The sequence below is a fragment of the Streptomyces sp. NPDC006655 genome (assembly GCF_040703965.1).
In the GTDB taxonomy this organism is placed as follows: Bacteria; Actinomycetota; Actinomycetes; order Streptomycetales; family Streptomycetaceae; genus Streptomyces.
Genome location: NZ_JBEYJU010000052.1, coordinates 20,477 through 38,034, shown reverse-complemented (window position 1 = coordinate 38,034; position 17,558 = coordinate 20,477). Strand labels below are relative to the sequence as shown.

The window sequence follows — 17,558 nt, the reverse complement described above, 5'->3', positions numbered from 1 at the left end:
CCGACCGGCTGCGGATCGCATCGGTGGGCGGGGAGCCTTCCGGCGCTTCAAGGACGTCCTCGCCGGTGACGAGCGCTCCTGGAGCCGGTACCACCGGTTCCGCGATGAGCGACAGCGCGGCCGGGGGACCGGTGGATCGCCGCGGTTCACCGGTCAGCTCTCGTAGTGGTAGCGGCACTGTGCGATCAGGACGGCGTCCTCGGTGGCCTTGTAGATCAGTCTGTGCTCGTCGTTGATACGGCGCGACCAGTAGCCCTGGAATCCGTGCTTGAGCGGTTCCGGTTTACCGATCCCCTCGTTGCCGTTCCGGGCGATGTCCGCGATGAGCGTGTTGATGCGCTTCAGGATCTTCCGGTCCTGTAGCTGCCACCACAGGTAGTCCTCCCAGGCGCGGGAGGAGAAGGTGATCTTCAACTCGGGGCCCTCATTCGTCGGTCGCCAGCTCGCGTACGGTGCCGCCGCCGTTCTCCAGCTCGTCGATGGAGGCGAGCAGGCGTCGGGCGTTGGCTGGGCTTCGCAGCAGGTACGCGGTCTCCTTCAGGGACTCGTAGTCCTCAAGGGAGACGATGACGACCGGCTCATGTCCGGCCCGGGTGATGACGACCTCCTCGCGGTCGTCGGTGACGGAGTTGAGCACCTCGGCGTACCGCGCGCGGGACTCGGAATATGTCATGGTCTTCACGATCAACCCTCCTTCGACGTACAAGAAATTGTACGTCTCGCTCTGTGGTGCGACAAGCGCAGGTACGACGGTCGGGAGCATGCGGCCTCCAATGCGGACGTTCCGGGCGGGTGGGGCGGGGCGGGCGACGGAGAATGCGAGGACCGACCTGCGGCAGCGGTCGGTGCGCGAGGGCTTTGCGAACCCTTTCCGCCGCATCCAGCAGCACCTCGGTGCGTGCGCAGAATGCGATCCGGACGCAGGGGGCGCCCGCTGCGGCAGGGAGCTTTTTGTCCGGCGCGCGGCGACGGCATCGACGTCACCGACAACGGCAGGTGCGCCGAGAAGGGGCCTGGGGTCGCCGACGCGGTGGCCGTCGCGAAGACGATCAGGATCTCGTCGTACTGCACCCGGTCGGTCGCCGCGGACGGGACACCCGGCACCCGGACCTGGCGGAAGTGGGACGGCCGCGGTTCGGGGCCGTACGCCACCGGGGACGGCCGCGCTGTGACGTTCACCGCCGCCACCGGGTGGCGGGGGTACAAGGGGATCTTCTGAGTGCTGACGAAAAACGCGCCACGGGGCTGGTCGACCTCGAACCCGGCTGCCCGCAGGCCGTTGCCGAGCAGGTCACGCTTGCGGCGGAGGCCGACGCCGAGTACGTCAGGTACTGCCCCGCCGTCAGGACGAGGGAGCCGAGCGGGCCGTTTGCCGTGCCCCGGCCCGCACCGTGTTCACGCACCCGCTCGCGTGCCGCGCGGCAGGCCCCGCCGAGGGAGGCCGGCGAGGTCGGTGGACCGGGCAGTCGCTCCACCCGGTCGTGCAGCTCCGCGTCAGCAGTCGCGCTCGTCCGTTCCCCGCGCCGCTCTACGACCTGCGACATCTACGCGCTGCGCCGTGATTCAGGCCGGGACCCTTGCCGGTGCGGCTGTCGGCCGTTACCCGGCCAGCGTCTTGAGCCGGATGGCGGCCTCCTCCAGCACCCCCGTGCGCTTGCAGAAGGCGAACCGTACGAAGGGCGCACCCTGCTCGCGGTGGTCGTAGAAGACCGCGTTGGGGATCGCGACCACCCCGCAGCGCTCGGGCAGCGCACGGCAGAAGGCGAAGCCGTCGCTTTCACCGAGGGGGCGGATGTCGGTGGTGATGAAGTACGTGCCGGCCGGGCGGAAGACCTTGAAGCCCGCCCGCTCCAGGCCGCCCGCGAGCAGATCCCGCTTGGCCAGCATGTCCGCGCGGAAGTCCGCGAAGTACGAGTCGGGCAGGCGCAGGGCCTCGGCCACGGCGTACTGGAAGGGCCCGGAGGCGACGTACGTCAGGAACTGCTTGGCCGAGCGGACCGCGGCCACCAGTTCCGGCGTCGAGGTCACCCAGCCGACCTTCCAGCCGGTGAAGGAGAAGGTCTTGCCGGCCGACCCGATGGTGACCGTGCGCCCGCGCATGCCGGGGAGGGTGGCGAGGGGGATGTGTTCCGCCTCGTCGTAGACCAGGTGCTCGTACACCTCGTCCGTCACCACCAGCAGGTCCCGCTCCACCGCCAGTTCGGCGATCGCGGTCAGCTCGGCGCGGGTGAGGACCGTGCCGGTCGGGTTGTGCGGGGTGTTGACCAGGAGGACCCGGGTGCGCGGGGTGACGGCGGCGCGCAGCTCGTCGAGGTCGAGGCGGAACGCGCCGCCGTCCGGGCGGAGCGTGACCGGCACCCGGGTGCCGCCGGCCATCGCGATGCAGGCCGCGTAGGAGTCGTAGTACGGCTCCAGGGCGACGACCTCGTCACCGGGCTCCACGAGGGCCAGCAGAGCGGCGGCGATCGCCTCCGTCGCCCCCGCCGTGACGAGCACCTCGGCGTCCGGGTCGTACGACAGTCCGTACCGGCGCTCCTGGTGCGCGGCGATCGCGCCGCGCAGCTCGGGGACGCCGGGGCCCGGCGGGTACTGGTTGCCGCGCCCCTCGCGCAGCGCGCGCACGGCGGCCTCCCTGACCTCCTCGGGACCGTCGGTGTCCGGGAACCCCTGGCCCAGGTTGATGGACCCGGTGCGCAGCGCCAGGGCGGACATCTCGGCGAAGATCGTGGTCCCGAACTCGGCGAGCCGGCGGTTCAGGAGCGGGCGTTCACTGGAGGTCATGCCGGTCATCCTGCGCCCAAGCTCTGGAGTTCCTCAACTCTGCTTTGGCTGGTGAGACGGCCGGGCATCCCAGGTTCACGCCGCGCTTCCGCGGCGGCCGGGGCGCCCACGGGGGTCGCCCCAGGGGGAAGAAAGCAGGTGACGCCATGGGCACCGTAGTCATCGTGGTGGTGGCCGCGATCGTCTGCCTGGCGATCGTCCGGGGGGCGGTCCGCAGGGGCGGGGCGGGCAAGGGGGCGGCGCGCGGCGGGGGCGGGTCCTCCGCGTACGACGGCTCGCGCAGCTGGTGGGCGGGGGACAGCGGGTCGTCCTCGTCGTCGCACGGCGGGCACAGCGGGCACGGGGGGCACGGCGGCGGGCACGGGGGGCATTCCTGCGGGGGTGGGCACTCCTCGTGCGGCGGTCACTCCTCCTGTGGAGGCGGCTCCTCGTGCGGAGGCGGGGGCGGCTGCGGCGGAGGCAACTGACCCGGGGAACCGGGAGGGGGACGGGGGAGGGGGAAACGGGGGACCGGGGCGTCCGGCGGGAGGGCGGGGGAGCCCTCCGCGGGCGCCCTGGCGCGCGCCGGGCGGAACATGGCGCACGACTGGTTGAACAGTTGAGCTGTGGAGCCCTCTGAGGGATGGAAACCCCACGAAGTTGGGTAAAAACGCTGTGGCAGCGGCACAGTTCATGATTCCCTCTAAATCACCAAAGCAGCGCCTCGGGCGTCCTGACGACACCCCTTCCCCGGCTGGGCCGGCCGGGCCGATCTCCCGGTGTCGACCGAGGTGCGCCGGACCACACTCCCCGTCTTTTGCGTGTTAGCGGAGCCGATCCATGCTCACGACCCTGAACACCTCCTACACCGATACGCGCGCGGCCGACCTCGCCTGGGCCCTGGGGCGTGAGCCGCTGCCCGCCCTGGCCACCCTCGACCTGGAACTGACGAGGGCGAAGCTGCAGCTGAGACTGCTCGGCGCGTCCCACCAGGTGCTCCTGGAGGAGGAGCGGGGCGGCTGTTCGGAGACGGTGGCGTGCATCCCGGGGTCCAGCACCCCCCTGCCGCTCGGAGTCGCCAAGCGCATCGGCGACTGGGAGTACGAGTTCGCGGCCCGCGTCGAGGTGCTGTCACCCGGCTCCTTCGCCGGCCGTGCCCAGGAACTGCTCGCGCTCGTCTCCGAGCACCCGCACGGCCTCGCCGGGGTCTTCCCGGGCAGCCCGCACGCGTTCACCGCGATGCTGGCGCAGCGGTACGAGGGGCAGGTGCACTGGCGGACCTGGCACGCCTACCCGCAGGACGGCCAGCTGGTGGCGACCCGGACCAGGGTCGGCGTCCGGGCTCCGGTGCCGCAGTCCATCGGTCGATGACATAAACCAACTGGGCGTCAAAGCCCGCGAGTTCCACACGTGTGGGTGACGAAGCGTACCGAGCGAGTGACGTAACGTCGCAGAGTGATCGAACCGCACGCACCCGCCCCTCCCGGCGCACCGCCGCCCTGGGGCACCCCCGCGCCGCTGCCCGTGCGGCCGGGGACGGGCCGCCTGCTGGTGCTGGCGTGCGTCTTCGTCTGCGCGGCCTGCGGGCTGGTGTACGAACTCGAACTCGTCGCCCTCGCCTCGTACCTGATCGGCGACTCGGTCACCCAGGCGTCCGTCGTGCTGTCCGTCATGGTCTTCGCGATGGGGATCGGCTCGCTCGGCGCGAAGCGGCTGCGCTGGCACGCGGCGGCCGGGTTCGCCGCGGTGGAGGCCGTGCTGGCGCTGGTCGGCGGGTGCAGCGCCATGGCGTTGTACGCCGTCTTCGCCTGGACCGGCGGCTGGGGCGGCCTGTGGACGGCCGGCCCACGCTGCCTGCTGGTCGCGTTCTCCCTCGTCATCGGGCTGCTCATCGGCGCCGAGGTGCCGCTGCTGATGGAGCTCATCCAGCGGATCCGCCGGCAGGACGCGGGCGGCGCGGTGGCCGACCTGTTCGCGGCGGACTACGTCGGCGCGCTGGTCGGCGGGCTGGCCTTCCCGTTCCTGCTGCTGCCGGTGCTCGGCCAGCTGACGGGCACCCTGCTCACCGGCACGGTCAACGTGGTGGCCGGGGCCTCCCTGGTCCTCGGCCTGTTCCGCCGCGACCTGTCCCGGCGGGCCCGCTGGACCCTGGTCGTCGCCAACCTCACCGTCCTCGGCGTCCTCGCCTCAGCCGCCGTCCTCGTCGACGACTTCGAACGGGCGGCACGGCACGCCGTCTACGGCGACGACGTCCGGGTCGCCCTCCAGACCGACGTCCAGGAGATCGTCCTCGCCGGCGGCACCCACGGGCGGCCCCTCGACCTCTTCCTCGACGGCCGGCTGCGGGTCGGCGGCCGGGACGAACGCCGGTACCACGAGGCGCTCGTCCACCCCGCGATGAACGGCCCGCACGCGCGCGTGCTGATCCTCGGCGGCGGTGACGGCATGGCCGCCCGGGAGGTGCTCCGCGAACCCGGCGTCCGGCGGGTCGACGTGGTGGAACTCGACGCCGGGCTGATCCGCCTGGCCCGCCACGACCCGGCCCTCGCCGCACTCAACGGCCACGCCTACGACGACCCCCGCGTCCACGTGGCCACCGCCGACGCCTTCCGCTGGCTGCGCGAGACACCGCGCTACGGCTACGACGTCGTCATCGCCGACCTGCCCGACCCCGGCATCACCGCCAGCGCCAAGCTGTACTCCGAGGAGTTCTACGGACTGGCCCGCCGCGTCCTCACCCCCGGCGGGCGCCTGGTCGTGCACGCCGGTCCGGTGCAGGCGCGCCCCCGCACCTTCTGGACGGTCGCGGCCACCCTGCGGGCCGCGGGCCTGGTCCCGGCCCCCTACCGCGTCCTCGGCCACGACGCGGGCTTCACCCCGGGCCCCGACCGCTCCGCGGGCGAGTCCAGGGCCCCGCACGACTGGGGTTTCCTCCTGGCGACCGCCGACGGCCGCGAACCCCGCCTGCGACTCCCCCCCGACGCGCCCCCCTTGCGAACCCTGACCCAACGCTCCCTGACCCAGGACGCCCTCCCCACCCCGACGACCTCCCTGCCACCCTCCACACTGGTGGATCCGGGCTATTGAACGGGGTCGGGCGCGGGGCCCGGTACTGGGAGAGGGACACTGGGACGACTGGGACGCGTGGTGCGGGGAAGTGTTCCGTCAACGTGGCGTCGGCCTGCCCCGGCGACGTGCCGTGCGTCGGGGAGGGTGTGGGGAGCCGACTCCTGGGTACGCTCAGACGCCATGGAGCACCAGGTGTACGTACCGGCCCCGAGCGCTCGGCTCAGGGAGGCGCTGGCCGACCCCGCACGGGTCGCCCGGGCGGTCCCCGGCCTCCAGCAGGACGCGGGCGCAGCCCCCGGCACGGGCCGCCTCAAGGTCCGGATCGGCAGCCACTCGATCACCTACCGGGGTGCCCTGCGCGTCACCCCCCACGACGACGGCTCCTACGCGGTCGACGGCGACGCCACCGAGGCGCGCGGCACGGGCACGGTGAAGCTGGCGCTCACCCTGCGCCTCGCGGACGTGGCGGAGGGCTGCGAGGTCACGGTGACCGGCACCGCCTCCGTCGGCGGCCGGGCCGCGGAACTGGCCGCGGAGGCGGTGGAGTCGGCGGCGGCGAGGCTGCTGAGCCGCTTCGTGGAGGGACTGGGGGAGGCGGAGCCCGAGGCCCCGGCCGGACCGGCGCGGTCCGTCCTCGATGTGGAGGTCCCCCCCTCGCCCCTGGCTCCCGAAGAGCCCGAAGTTTCCGAAGCCCCCGAACCCGGGGAATCGGCGGAGCCGGTGGAAGTGCCGATCGAGGAACCCCTCCCCGAGATCTTCGCCGAGGCGGCCCACGCCCGCCGGACGATGATCGGCCGCAGCGCGGAGGAGGTCGACCACGCACCCCCGAGAGGGCGGTACGCCCCGGTCCCGGTCCCGCAGACGGTGGCAGGGAGTTCGGCCCTGCGCTGGGCGGCCCCGGCGGCGGCACTGGCGCTGGCGTCGGCGATCGTGGTGACGAGGGCACTGCGCAAACGCCGGTGAATCAAGGCGGCCCGAAAGGGGCGCGGGGAACTGCGCGAGCAACCCCCACCCTCCCGCACTCGAAAGCCCACCCCCGCCCCCCAGTACTGTCATCCCGTGAGTAACGAAGACATCACGCTGACCGCAGGCGACGCGGAAGTCCGCATCCACCCCCGCAACGGCGGCCGCATCGCCGGCCTCAAGATCGGCTCCCTGGAACTCCTCCGCCAAGGCGACCGCTTCGGCTGCTTCCCGATGGTCCCCTGGTGCGGCCGGATCCGGGACGGCCGCTTCCTCGACGGCGCCACGCCCGTCCAGATGCCCCTCAACTCCCCGCCGCACGCCATCCACGGCACCGCCCGCGACGGCGCCTGGCGCACCGCGCGCGTCTCGGCGGACGAGGCCGTCATCACGTACGAACTCGTCGCCCCCTGGCCGCACCCCGCCCGCGTCACCCACGCCGTGCAGCTCACCGAGGACTCGCTGACGCTGACGATGGGCGTCGAGACGTACGACAACTCCTTCCCGGCGCAGATCGGCTGGCACCCCTGGTTCAACCGGAACCTCGGCGGCCAGGACGCCCAGGTCGACTTCGCCCCCGCCTGGCAGGAGGAGCGCGGCGCCGACCACCTGCCCACCGGCAACCGCATCGACCCGAAGCCCGGCCCCTGGGACGACTGCTTCGGCATGCCCGACGGCGTCGACGTCACCCTCACCTGGCCGGGGCAGCTGGCGCTCGAGGTCGCCTCCCGCGAGCAGTGGGTCGTCGTCTACGACGAGCAGGAGGCCGCCGTGTGCGTGGAGCCGCAGACCGGACCGCCGAACGGGCTCAACACGCTGCCGAGGCTCGTCACCCCGCTGGAGCCGCTGGAAGCGGCGACCACCTGGACGTGGACGCGGCTCTAAGCTGGTCGGCATGAGCGACGTACGTGCTGAGCTGCTGCAACAGATCAAGGACAAGGCCGTGGTGCGCGGCCGGGTGACCCTGTCGTCGGGGCTGGAGGCCGACTACTACGTCGACCTCCGCCGCGTCACCCTCGACGGTGAGGCGGCCCCGCTGGTCGGCCAGGTGCTGCTGGACCTGACCGCGGACCTGGAGTTCGACGCCGTCGGCGGGCTCACCATGGGCGCCGACCCGGTCGCCGGCGCCATGCTGCACGCGGCCGCCGCCCGGGGCCGTCGGCTGGACGCCTTCGTCGTGCGCAAGGCGGCCAAGGCGCACGGCATGCAGCGCCGGGTCGAGGGTCCGGAGATCAAGGGCCGGCGCGTCCTGGTCGTCGAGGACACCTCCACCACCGGCGGCTCCCCGCTCACCGCCGTCGAGGCCGTGCGCGAGGCCGGCGCCGAGGTGGTCGCCGTCGCCACCATCGTCGACCGGGCGACGGGCGCCGCCGAGAAGATCCAGGAGGGCGCCGGTGTGCCGTACCTCTTCGCCTTCTCGAAGGACGAACTGGGACTGGACTGACACGCCGGTTGACGCGTGGGATTGACCCGGATTTGACCGGCGCCGGGAGCATCGGTTCAGGTCTGGAAAGATGGGGCCGACGATGACGTCGCCCCCACACAGGTCTAGGTCAGGGCCGTAGAGAAACAGCATTACCCGACCCGCACACCCAAGGAGCGGACAGATGCCCATCGCAACCCCCGAGGTCTACAACGAGATGCTCGACCGGGCGAAGGCAGGCAAGTTCGCCTACCCGGCCATCAACGTCACCTCGACCCAGACCCTGCACGCGGCGCTGCGCGGCTTCGCGGAGGCGGAGAGCGACGGCATCGTCCAGATCTCGACCGGCGGCGCGGAGTTCCTGGGCGGCCAGTACAAGAAGGACATGGTCTCCGGCGCGGTCGCGCTCGCCGAGTTCGCGCACATCGTCGCCGAGAAGTACCCCGTCAACATCGCGCTGCACACCGACCACTGCCCGAAGGACAAGCTCGACGGGTACGTACGCCCGCTGCTCGCGATCTCCGAGGAGCGCGTGAAGAACGGCCGCAACCCGCTCTTCCAGTCGCACATGTGGGACGGCTCGGCCGAGACCCTCGCCGACAACCTCGCGATCGCGCAGGAGCTGCTGGAGCAGGCCCGCCGCGCCAACATCATCCTCGAGGTCGAGATCACCCCGACCGGTGGCGAGGAGGACGGCGTCTCCCACGAGATCAACGACTCCCTGTACACCACGGTCGACGACGCGATCCGCACGGCGGAGGCGCTCGGTCTCGGCGAGAAGGGCCGCTACCTGCTCGCCGCCTCCTTCGGCAACGTGCACGGCGTGTACAAGCCGGGCAACGTCGTGCTCCGCCCCGACCTGCTCAAGGAGCTGAACGACGGCGTGGCCGCGAAGTTCGGCAAGCAGTCGCCGTTCGACTTCGTCTTCCACGGCGGTTCCGGCTCCACCGAGCAGGAGATCCTGACCGCGCTGGAGAACGGCGTCGTGAAGATGAACCTCGACACCGACACCCAGTACGCCTTCACCCGCCCGGTCGCCGACCACATGTTCAAGAACTACGACGGCGTCCTGAAGGTCGACGGCGAGGTCGGCTCCAAGAAGACCTACGACCCGCGCACCTGGGGCAAGCTGGCCGAGGCGGGCATGGCCGCCCGGGTCGTCGAGGCCACGCAGAACCTGCGCTCCGCGGGCAACAAGATCAAGTAAACGGTGATCCAGGGGACCCGGCGCCTGTCTACGGCGCCGGGTCCGCTGTATACCTGGACCCATGCCCGACGTCCGGCTCGCCTCCCCGCAGGGCAAGTGGATCCTGCTCACCACGGTCCTCGGCTCCAGCATGGCCCTGCTGGACTCCACGGTCGTCAACGTCGCCCTGCCCCGCATCGGCGAGGACCTGGACGCGAGCCTGTCCGCGCTCCAGTGGACGGTCAACGCGTACATGCTGACGCTGGCCGGGCTCATCCTGCTCGGCGGCTCGCTCGGCGACCGGTACGGCCGCCGGAAGGTGTTCGTGACGGGCGTGGTCTGGTTCGCCGCCGCGTCCCTGATGTGCGGTCTGGCCCCCACCGACGCCGTGCTGATCGGCGCCCGTGCCTTCCAGGGCGTCGGCGGCGCGCTGCTGACCCCCGGCTCGCTCGCCCTCATCCAGGCCTCCTTCCACCCCGACGACCGGGCGCGGGCGGTCGGCCTGTGGTCGGGCTTCGGCGGTATCGGTGCGGCCGTCGGCCCGTTCCTGGGCGGCTGGCTGGTGGACGGCCCCGGCTGGCGCTGGGTCTTCCTCCTGAACGTCCCGCTGGCCCTGCTCTGCGTCCCGGTGGCCCTGCGCCATGTCCCGGAGTCCTCTGGGGGCACCTCCCGCTCGGAGAGTGGGGGACAGCGTGTGCACGGCCGCTTCGACGTCCTTGGCGCGGTGCTGGGCGCGCTCGCGCTCGGCCTGGTGACGTACGCGCTGATCGAGGGCGGGGTGACCGGCGTCGTGGTGGCCGTCGCGGGGGTCGGGACCGGGGTGGCGTTCGTACGGGTCGAGAAGCGCCGCCAGGACCCGATGCTGCCGCTGGACATCTTTTCCTCCCGCCAGTTCACGGCGGTCAACATCGTCACCCTGTGCGTGTACGCGGCCTTCAGCGGCTTCTTCTTCCTGACCGCGCTGCAGCTCCAGGTGGTGGCGGGTTACTCGGCCCTCGCCGCCGGTACGGCCCTGCTGCCGTCGACGGTCCTGATGCTGTTCCTCTCCGCCCGCTCGGGCGCCCTCGCGGACCGGATCGGCCCCCGGATCCCGCTCACCGTGGGCCCGCTGCTCTGCGCCGCGGCGATGCTGCTGATGCTCCGGGTGGGCGAGCACGCGAACTACCTGACGGACGTCCTGCCCGCGGTCCTCGTCATGGGCGCCGGCATGGTCACCCTGGTCGCCCCGCTCACCGCGACGGTCCTCGCCTCCGTGGACACCGCCCGCGCGGGCATCGCCAGCGGCATCAACAACGCGGCGGCCCGGGCGGCGGGACTGATCGCGGTGGCGGGACTGCCCCTGCTCGCCGGGATGGGCCCGGAGGCGTACCGGTCGGCGACCGCCTTCGACGCGGCCTTCGGCCGCGCGATGCCGATCTGCGCGGCCGTCCTGGTGCTGGGCTCCGTCCTGGCCTTCACCCTGGTACGCCGTCCCACCCCGGGCTGCCGCCGCCCGGAGTGCCGCACCCACGGCAACATCACGACCCCGCCGCTGGAGGCGGAGGGACTCACCTGACCGCGGTGCCCGCGGCCGCCTCCGACGCGCGGCGGCGAATCCCTCAGACTGGACCCATGAGCATCCACGAAAACCTCCTCGGCGGCCCGCCCCCCACCCACCTCCCCGACGAGCCCGCCCCGCGCGAGCTGCTGGCCCAGGGCACCGCTCCCGCGGACGTCGCCGCGAAGTACCCCACCTCCTCGCTCGCCTGGGCCCGGCTGGCCGACGACGCGTTCGAGCGCGGCTCGGTCGTCGAGTCGTACGCCTACGCCCGTACCGGCTACCACCGCGGCCTGGACGCGCTGCGGCGCAACGGCTGGAAGGGGCACGGCCCGGTGCCGTGGGAGCACGAGCCCAACCGCGGCTTCCTGCGGGCCCTGCACGCGCTCGCCCGCGCCGCGCAGGCGATCGGCGAGCAGGAGGAGTACGAGCGCTGCTCGCAGTTCCTGAAGGACTCCTCCCCGACCGCGGCGCAGACCCTCGGCTGAGTCATCCGTTCGGCGGTGTGGCCCGTCCCGCAGGGGGCGGGCCTTGCCGAGTGCGGGGTACGTTGCGCAAGATGCGGGTGGGGACCGGGGCCCCCGTGTCGGCATCGGCAGGGGCGGACCGCTACCCGGAGTACAACAGGAGACAGCGATGTCCCAAGAGGCTCTCGCAACGAACGAGCCCGAGACCCCGCATCTCGACTTCGCCGGCACGACGCCGTACGAGGACTACGTCAAGGCGGACGTGCTCACCCACCTCCAGCACACCCTCTCCGACGACCCCGGAGAGATGGTCTTCCTGGTCACGACCCAGGTCATGGAGCTGTGGTTCACCGTCATCGTCCACGAGTGGGAGACCGCAGCGGCGGCCCTGCGCGGCGACGACGTCCCCACCGCGATCGCCGCGCTGAAGCGTTCCACCCGTGAGCTGGAGGCGCTGAACGCCTCCTGGAAGCCGCTCGGCCAGCTCACCCCCGCCCAGTTCAACTCCTACCGCTCCGCCCTCGGCGAGGGCTCCGGCTTCCAGTCGGCGATGTACCGGCGGATGGAGTTCCTGCTCGGCGAGAAGTCCGCGTCCATGCTCGTCCCGCACCGCGGCGCGCCCCGCGTCCACGCGGAACTGGAGAAGGCCCTGCACGAGCCGAGCCTGTACGACGAGGCGGTACGGCTGCTCGCGCGCCGCGGCCACGCCGTCCCGGACGCGGTGCTGCACCGTGACGTCTCCGCGCGCTACGAGGCCGACGACGCCGTGGAGGCGGCCTGGACCGCCGTCTACTCCGGCTCCGAGGACGCCGAACTCGCCCGGCTCGGCGAGGCGTTGACCGACGTGGCCGAACTCGTCTGGCGCTGGCGCAACGACCACCTGGTCGCCACCCGCCGCGCGATGGGCGCCAAGCCCGGCACCGGCGGTTCGGCCGGCGTCGCCTGGCTGGAGAAGCGCGCCCGCAAGAACGTGTTCCCGGAGCTGTGGACGGCGAGGTCCCATGTCTGAGCTCGCGCTGAGGGCGGAAAAGCTGGACGCGGCGGACGAGTTGGCCGGGGTGCGCGAGCGCTTCGTCCTCGACACCGGGTCCGAGCACGCGGCCGGCGCCGCGGGCGTCTACCTCGACGGCAACTCCCTGGGCGCCCTGCCCGCGCACGTCCCCGGCCGGGTCGAGGACGTCGTACGACGGCAGTGGGGCGAACTGCGCATCCGGTCCTGGGACGAGAGCGGCTGGTGGACGGCGCCGGAGCGGATCGGCGACCGGATCGCCCCGCTGGTGGGCGCCGAAGCCGGGCAGATCGTGGTCGGCGACTCGACAAGTGTCAACGTGTTCAAGGCACTTGTGGGTGCGGTGCGGCTCGCGGGGGAGCGCCGTGACGAGATTCTCGTCGACGCGACCACCTTCCCCACCGACGGCTACATCGCCGAGTCCGCCGCCCGCCTGACGGGCCGCGTGCTGCGTCCGGTGACCCCGGCCGGGGTGCGCGACGCCCTCGGCGACCGCACCGCCGCCGTCCTCCTGAACCACGTGGACTACCGCACCGGCCGGCTGCACGACCTCCCGGCCCTCACCGCCGCGATCCACGCGGCCGGCGCCGTGGCCGTCTGGGACCTGTGCCACAGCGCGGGCGCGCTGCCGGTCGGCCTCGACGAGCACGGGGTGGACCTGGCGGTCGGCTGCACCTACAAGTACCTGAACGGCGGCCCGGGTTCACCGGCGTACCTGTACGTGCGGCGAGAGTTGCAGGACCGCTTCGACTCCCCGCTGCCGGGCTGGAACTCGCACGCCGAGCCGTTCGGCATGAGCCCGTCCTACGCACCCGCGCCGGGCGCGCTGCGCGGGCGGGTCGGCACCCCGGACATCCTCTCCATGCTGGCCCTGGAGGCGGCGCTGGAGGTCTGGGACGGGGTCGCGGTGGACGCCGTACGGGCCAAGTCCCTCGCCCTGACGGACTTCTTCCTGGAGTGCGTCGAGGCGTACCTGCCGGCGGGCCGCGTCGAGTGTCTGACCCCGGTGGCGCACGAGGAGCGCGGCAGCCAGATCGCGCTGCGCTGCGCCGACGCCGGGGACGTGATGGCACGGCTGATCGAGCGGGGTGTGGTCGGGGACTTCCGGCACCCCGACGTCCTCCGCTTCGGGTTCACCCCGCTGTACGTCGGCTTCGCCGACGTGGAGCGGGCGGCGCGGGTGCTGGGGCAGGTCGTCTGACGTACTGCGCGGGCTGAGCGGGTCGACATGGGGATACGGCGACCCGTGTCGCGGGGCCGGGACGGTACAGATCCGTTTAATCCTCACCGTGCGTGACATCCACGTGTCCGCGCACGTCATCGGCCTGATACCGTCCCGGCCAACGGCCGATCTCCCTCCCGGTCCGCCAACATCAATACGCCGCTGAGAGGTTGGAGCATGCCGGACGACGCCGCAGCAGAACGGGCCGCAGCCGAGGAGGAGTCGGCCTTCTCGCACCCGCACGTCGAGCCCGACGCCACAGCGGCCTACGGCGACCACCCCGACCAGGTGATCGACTTCTACGCCCCGCGCGCCGGCGGGCCGTCGGCCCCCCTGATCGTGGTCCTGCACGGCGGCGCCTGGCGGGCACCGTACGACCGCCGCCACGTCACCCCGTTCGCCGACTACCTGGCCCGGCGCGGCTTCGCCGTGGCCAACGTCGAGTACCGGCGCGGCGCGACGCTGCCCGCGCAGGGCGGTACGGCACCGGTCGCCGGGCGCTGGCCGGACACCTTCGACGACGTCGCCGCGGCCCTGGACGCGCTGCCCGCCCTGGCCCGCGAGGCGCTGCCGCAGGCGGACCTGCGCCGTACCGTCCTCACCGGCCACTCGGCGGGCGGGCACCTGGCCCTGTGGGCGGCGGCGCGGCACGTGCTGCCCGCCGACGCCCCGTGGCGCACCTCCGCCCCCGCTCCGCTCCGCGGGGTCGTGGCGCTGGCCCCGATCGCCGACTTCGCGATGGCGGAGAAGCTGGACGTCTGCGGCAACGCCGCGCTGCAACTCCTGGGAGGCGAAGCGAAGTTCGCTGACCGTCAGGGGTACGCGGACCCGGCGCTGCTCCTCCCCACCGGCATCGCGACCACCCTGGTCCAGGGCCGCACCGACACGGTCGTCCCCCAGGCGGTCGCCGAGTCCTACGCGGACGCGGCGGCCAGGGCGGGCGAGGTGGTGGGGCTGACGCTGCTGGAGGAGGTCGGGCACTTCCCGCTGATCGACCCGGCGGCGGACGCGTGCGCGGTGGTGACGGAGGAGATCGCCCAACTGGCCTACTGAACACGGGTGGGGTACCCCTCGGGGGCCGCCCCGGAGATACCCGTAGTACCTGAGAGCTACGCCGAGGAAGAGCTCCCGAGCGGGACGCGAACGACACACCCCGCTCCGTAACTTCCCGATCAGACCAGCCCGATACCCGGGCGAACTGAACGGGGAGGTCCGCGATGGGGAACGTGACGGGGAAGCTCACGCCCCGACGGGCACGGCGGAGGCAGGGCGTCGGCTATGTGCTCGGCTCGCTCCGCGACCGCGGGCAGCTGCGGAGCCGGGTGAGTGCCCTTCCGGTTCGGCCAGCTGCGGGCACGCGTGCCGCCAAGGGCGGCACAGGGGGGCGCAGCGGCACCCCGCGAGCGCGGGCGAGCGTAATCCCCCTCGCCGACGCATCGCCGACCAGCGAGCCCTACTCCACGGACTCCGGTTCGCCCCCGCGCTCGCCACCCGCGCCCGCACCCGTGCCTGCGCCCGCACCCGTGCCTGCGCCCGCACCCGTGCCTGCGCCCGCACCCGTGCCTGCGCCCGCACCCGCGTCCGCACCCCTCTCCAGAACCCGCCGCACCCTCCTCGCCGCCCTCCTCACCACCGCCGTGGTCCTCCCCCTCTCCGCGGCCGCCACCCCCCACATCCCCGCCCCACCCCCCGCCACGCTCCCCAACCCCCTCACCCCGACCGCCCTCGCCACCGTCTACGCGGCCAACCGCGCCGACGCGGCCGAGGCCGCCCGCATGGCCGCCGCCCACGGCGACACCTCGCGCGCCGCCGCCGACCGGGCCCTCGCCTCCCCGTCCCGTCACCTCCTCCACTTCGACGCCAGAGGCACCGGCCAGGTCACCGAGGTCCTCGGCGACCTGGCGCAGGCCACCCGTATCGCCGTCCTGGTCCCCGGCTCCGACACCACCCTGGACACCTACGCCCGCTTCCACACCGCCGCCGACTCCCTGTACCGGCGCCTGACCCACGAGCAGCCGCGCGCCCGCACCGCCGTCGTCGCCTGGCTCGGCTACCGCACCCCCGCCACGATCAGCACCACGGTCCTCACCCCCGGCCGGGCCGGCCAAGCGGCCCCGCACCTGCGGGAGTTCGTCCACGAGCTCGGCACCCTCACCGCCCGCCCCCGTCCCCGCCCTGACTCGAAGCCGCCGGCCGTCTCCCTCCTCTGCCACTCCTACGGCACGGTCGTCTGCGCCCGCGCCGCCCCCACCCTCACCGGTCTCGGCGTCACCGACATCGCCCTGGTCGGCAGCCCGGGCACCGGCGCCGACTCGGCCGCGGCCCTGCACACGTCGGCCCGCGTGTGGGCGGCCCGAGGCGCCGACGACTGGATCGCCGACGTGCCGCACGTGCGTGCCGGCCTCTTCGGCACGGACGTCGGCTTCGGCACCGACCCCGTGTCCCCGGCCTTCGGAGCCCGCGTCTTCGCGGCAGGACCCGGCGGTCACAGCGACTACTTCACCCCGGGCTCGGCCTCCCTGGCCAACCTCGCCCGGATCGTCCTCGGCGAGACTACGGAGGTCACCCGTGCGTAAGCCCCGGAAACCCGACGACCCACACCCCCAGCACGCGGTACGGCACGCCCCGCACGCCGCCCCGTACCTCCCGGGTGCCGTACGGCGGCTCGCCCACCGCGTGGACGCGGCCACCCCACCCGACCGGGACCGTGCCGTGGACGCCCTGCGCGCCTTCGCGGTGCTCGGTGTGGTGCTCGGCCACTGGCTGGTGACCGCGCTGGTGGCGGACGGCGGGGGGGCTGGGCACCAGCAGCCCCCTCCAGCACCTGCCCGTACTGGCCCCGGTCTCCTGGCTGTTCCAGACGCTCGCCGTGTTCTTCCTCGTCGGCGGTCATGTGGCGACCCGCAGTCACGCCACCGCCCAGGCGAACGGGACCCCTTACCGCCGCTGGCTGCGCTCCCGCCTCGCCCGCCTGTGCAAACCGGTCGCCGCCCTCCTCGCCCTGTGGACGGTCACGACCACCGCCTTCCTGGTGTCCGGCACCGACCTCGCCACCGTCCACACCCTTGTCAAACTCGCCCTGTCCCCGCTCTGGTTCCTCGTGGTGTTCGCGGCCCTGACAGCGGCCACCCCCCTGGTCGCCCGGCTCAACCCGCTGTGGCCGCTGGCCGTCGTACTCCATGTGGACCTGCTCCGCTTCGGTTTCGGCGCCCCGGCCGGGATCGGCTGGGTGAACCTGGCGGCGGGCTGGCTGGTGCCGTACACGCTGGGCGCCGCCTGGACCCGCGGCGAACTGGACCGCCCGCGTGCCGGTTGGGTACTGCTCATAGGCGGTACGGCGGCGACGGCCGTGCTGGTCGGCTTCGCCGGCTATCCGGCGGCGATGGTCGGCGTCCCGGGCGCCGCCGTCTCCAACCTCGACCCGCCCACCCTCGCCGCCGTAACCTTCGGCCTGGCGCAGTGCGGCCTCGCCCTGCTCCTGCGCGAGCGGCTGCGCCGTACGATGCGCCGTCCGCTCGCCTGGGTGGCGGTGGCCTTCGTGAACCTGTCCGCGATGACGATCTTCCTCTGGCACCAGACGGCCCTGATGGCGACCACGGCCACCGGTCTGCTGCTGGGCAGGCTCCCCGGTCTGCACACACCTCCGGACCATTTCGGCTGGGTCGGCGACCGTCTGCTGTGGCTCCCGGTGTTCGCCCTGGCGCTCGCCGTCTGCTGGGCGGCGTTCCACACGTACGAGCGCCCCGGCCCCGGCCCCCGCCCCCGCAAGCGACCCGGCCGTCCTCGTGTGGCCCGCACCCGCACCCTCGCCCACACCCGCGTCGCCCCGACCGGCGTCGTCATCCCTTCGCGCGTCGTGCGGACCCGCCGCTCGTCCGATCGGGCGACACCGACGGAGGCCCGCCGTGTCTAGGCTGACCGC

The 17,558-nt window shown here is 73.1% G+C and carries 17 protein-coding genes and 1 pseudogene; 15 read left to right on the top strand and 3 right to left on the bottom strand.

The annotated features are described in order from the left end of the window. Nucleotides 1–153 precede the first annotated feature (153 nt). Entirely contained in the window at nucleotides 154–414 is a 261-nt protein-coding gene (locus tag AB0958_RS27200) for a Txe/YoeB family addiction module toxin (RefSeq protein WP_046730454.1), read from the bottom strand. A gap of 10 nt (nucleotides 415–424) precedes the next feature. Then, a complete protein-coding gene (locus AB0958_RS27195) occupies nucleotides 425–682 on the bottom strand; it encodes a type II toxin-antitoxin system Phd/YefM family antitoxin (RefSeq protein WP_037676836.1) in 258 nt (85 codons plus the stop codon). A gap of 225 nt (nucleotides 683–907) precedes the next feature. On the opposite strand from AB0958_RS27195, the gene AB0958_RS27190 reads away from it, so the two are divergent. Further along, nucleotides 908–1,219, top strand: a complete 312-nt coding sequence (locus tag AB0958_RS27190; protein ID WP_366893090.1) for a hypothetical protein — start codon at nucleotides 908–910, stop codon at nucleotides 1,217–1,219. Nucleotides 1,220–1,599: 380 nt separating this feature from the next. Here the strand turns inward: AB0958_RS27190 and AB0958_RS27185 are convergent, their stop codons facing one another. Continuing rightward, nucleotides 1,600–2,790, bottom strand: a complete 1,191-nt coding sequence (locus tag AB0958_RS27185; RefSeq protein WP_366893089.1) for a pyridoxal phosphate-dependent aminotransferase — start codon at nucleotides 2,788–2,790, stop codon at nucleotides 1,600–1,602. A 137-nt stretch (nucleotides 2,791–2,927) separates the two neighbouring features. Here AB0958_RS27185 and AB0958_RS27180 point away from each other — a divergent pair, with 137 nt between their 5' ends. The 14 genes and pseudogenes from AB0958_RS27180 to AB0958_RS27115 all read left to right on the top strand — a co-directional run bounded on the left by AB0958_RS27180 (nucleotide 2,928) and on the right by AB0958_RS27115 (nucleotide 17,549). Continuing rightward, entirely contained in the window at nucleotides 2,928–3,248 is a 321-nt protein-coding gene (locus tag AB0958_RS27180; RefSeq protein ID WP_366893088.1) for a hypothetical protein, read from the top strand. Between the two features lie 352 nt (nucleotides 3,249–3,600). Then, nucleotides 3,601–4,131, top strand: coding sequence for a DUF2617 family protein (locus tag AB0958_RS27175; protein ID WP_366893087.1), 531 nt, complete (start codon nucleotides 3,601–3,603; stop codon nucleotides 4,129–4,131). An 84-nt stretch (nucleotides 4,132–4,215) separates the two neighbouring features. Beyond that, nucleotides 4,216–5,847, top strand: coding sequence for a polyamine aminopropyltransferase (locus AB0958_RS27170; protein ID WP_366893086.1), 1,632 nt, complete (start codon nucleotides 4,216–4,218; stop codon nucleotides 5,845–5,847). A 162-nt stretch (nucleotides 5,848–6,009) separates the two neighbouring features. Further along, nucleotides 6,010–6,792 (top strand): SRPBCC domain-containing protein, encoded by a 783-nt coding sequence (locus AB0958_RS27165; protein WP_366893085.1) that lies wholly within the window; start codon nucleotides 6,010–6,012, stop codon nucleotides 6,790–6,792. A 96-nt stretch (nucleotides 6,793–6,888) separates the two neighbouring features. Beyond that, a complete protein-coding gene (locus tag AB0958_RS27160) occupies nucleotides 6,889–7,677 on the top strand; it encodes an aldose 1-epimerase (protein WP_366893084.1) in 789 nt (262 codons plus the stop codon). Nucleotides 7,678–7,687: 10 nt separating this feature from the next. Beyond that, nucleotides 7,688–8,236 (top strand): orotate phosphoribosyltransferase, encoded by a 549-nt coding sequence (pyrE, locus tag AB0958_RS27155; protein ID WP_366893082.1) that lies wholly within the window; start codon nucleotides 7,688–7,690, stop codon nucleotides 8,234–8,236. 163 nt (nucleotides 8,237–8,399) lie between these two features. Beyond that, nucleotides 8,400–9,422, top strand: a complete 1,023-nt coding sequence (gene fbaA / locus AB0958_RS27150) for a class II fructose-bisphosphate aldolase (RefSeq protein WP_366893081.1) — start codon at nucleotides 8,400–8,402, stop codon at nucleotides 9,420–9,422. 61 nt (nucleotides 9,423–9,483) lie between these two features. Further along, nucleotides 9,484–10,956 (top strand): MFS transporter, encoded by a 1,473-nt coding sequence (locus tag AB0958_RS27145; protein ID WP_366893080.1) that lies wholly within the window; start codon nucleotides 9,484–9,486, stop codon nucleotides 10,954–10,956. Between the two features lie 56 nt (nucleotides 10,957–11,012). Next, entirely contained in the window at nucleotides 11,013–11,426 is a 414-nt protein-coding gene (locus tag AB0958_RS27140; protein ID WP_366893079.1) for a DUF3151 domain-containing protein, read from the top strand. 148 nt (nucleotides 11,427–11,574) lie between these two features. Next, nucleotides 11,575–12,414 (top strand): tryptophan 2,3-dioxygenase family protein, encoded by an 840-nt coding sequence (locus tag AB0958_RS27135; protein WP_366893078.1) that lies wholly within the window; start codon nucleotides 11,575–11,577, stop codon nucleotides 12,412–12,414. After that, the gene (gene kynU, locus AB0958_RS27130; RefSeq protein WP_366893077.1) at nucleotides 12,407–13,615 is read left to right on the top strand and encodes a kynureninase; all 1,209 of its coding nucleotides are present in this window, start codon (nucleotides 12,407–12,409) and stop codon (nucleotides 13,613–13,615) included. The genes AB0958_RS27135 and kynU overlap by 8 nt, the downstream gene beginning before the upstream one ends. 198 nt (nucleotides 13,616–13,813) lie before the next feature. Further along, nucleotides 13,814–14,689: an alpha/beta hydrolase gene (locus AB0958_RS27125; protein WP_366893075.1), complete on the top strand. Its 876-nt coding sequence runs from the start codon at nucleotides 13,814–13,816 to the stop codon at nucleotides 14,687–14,689. 506 nt (nucleotides 14,690–15,195) lie between these two features. After that, complete coding sequence (locus AB0958_RS27120; protein WP_366893074.1) at nucleotides 15,196–16,212, top strand: alpha/beta hydrolase; 1,017 nt, start codon at nucleotides 15,196–15,198, stop codon at nucleotides 16,210–16,212. Between the two features lie 100 nt (nucleotides 16,213–16,312). Next, a pseudogene (locus AB0958_RS27115) lies at nucleotides 16,313–17,549 on the top strand (acyltransferase). The last annotated feature ends 9 nt before the right edge of the window (nucleotides 17,550–17,558 follow it).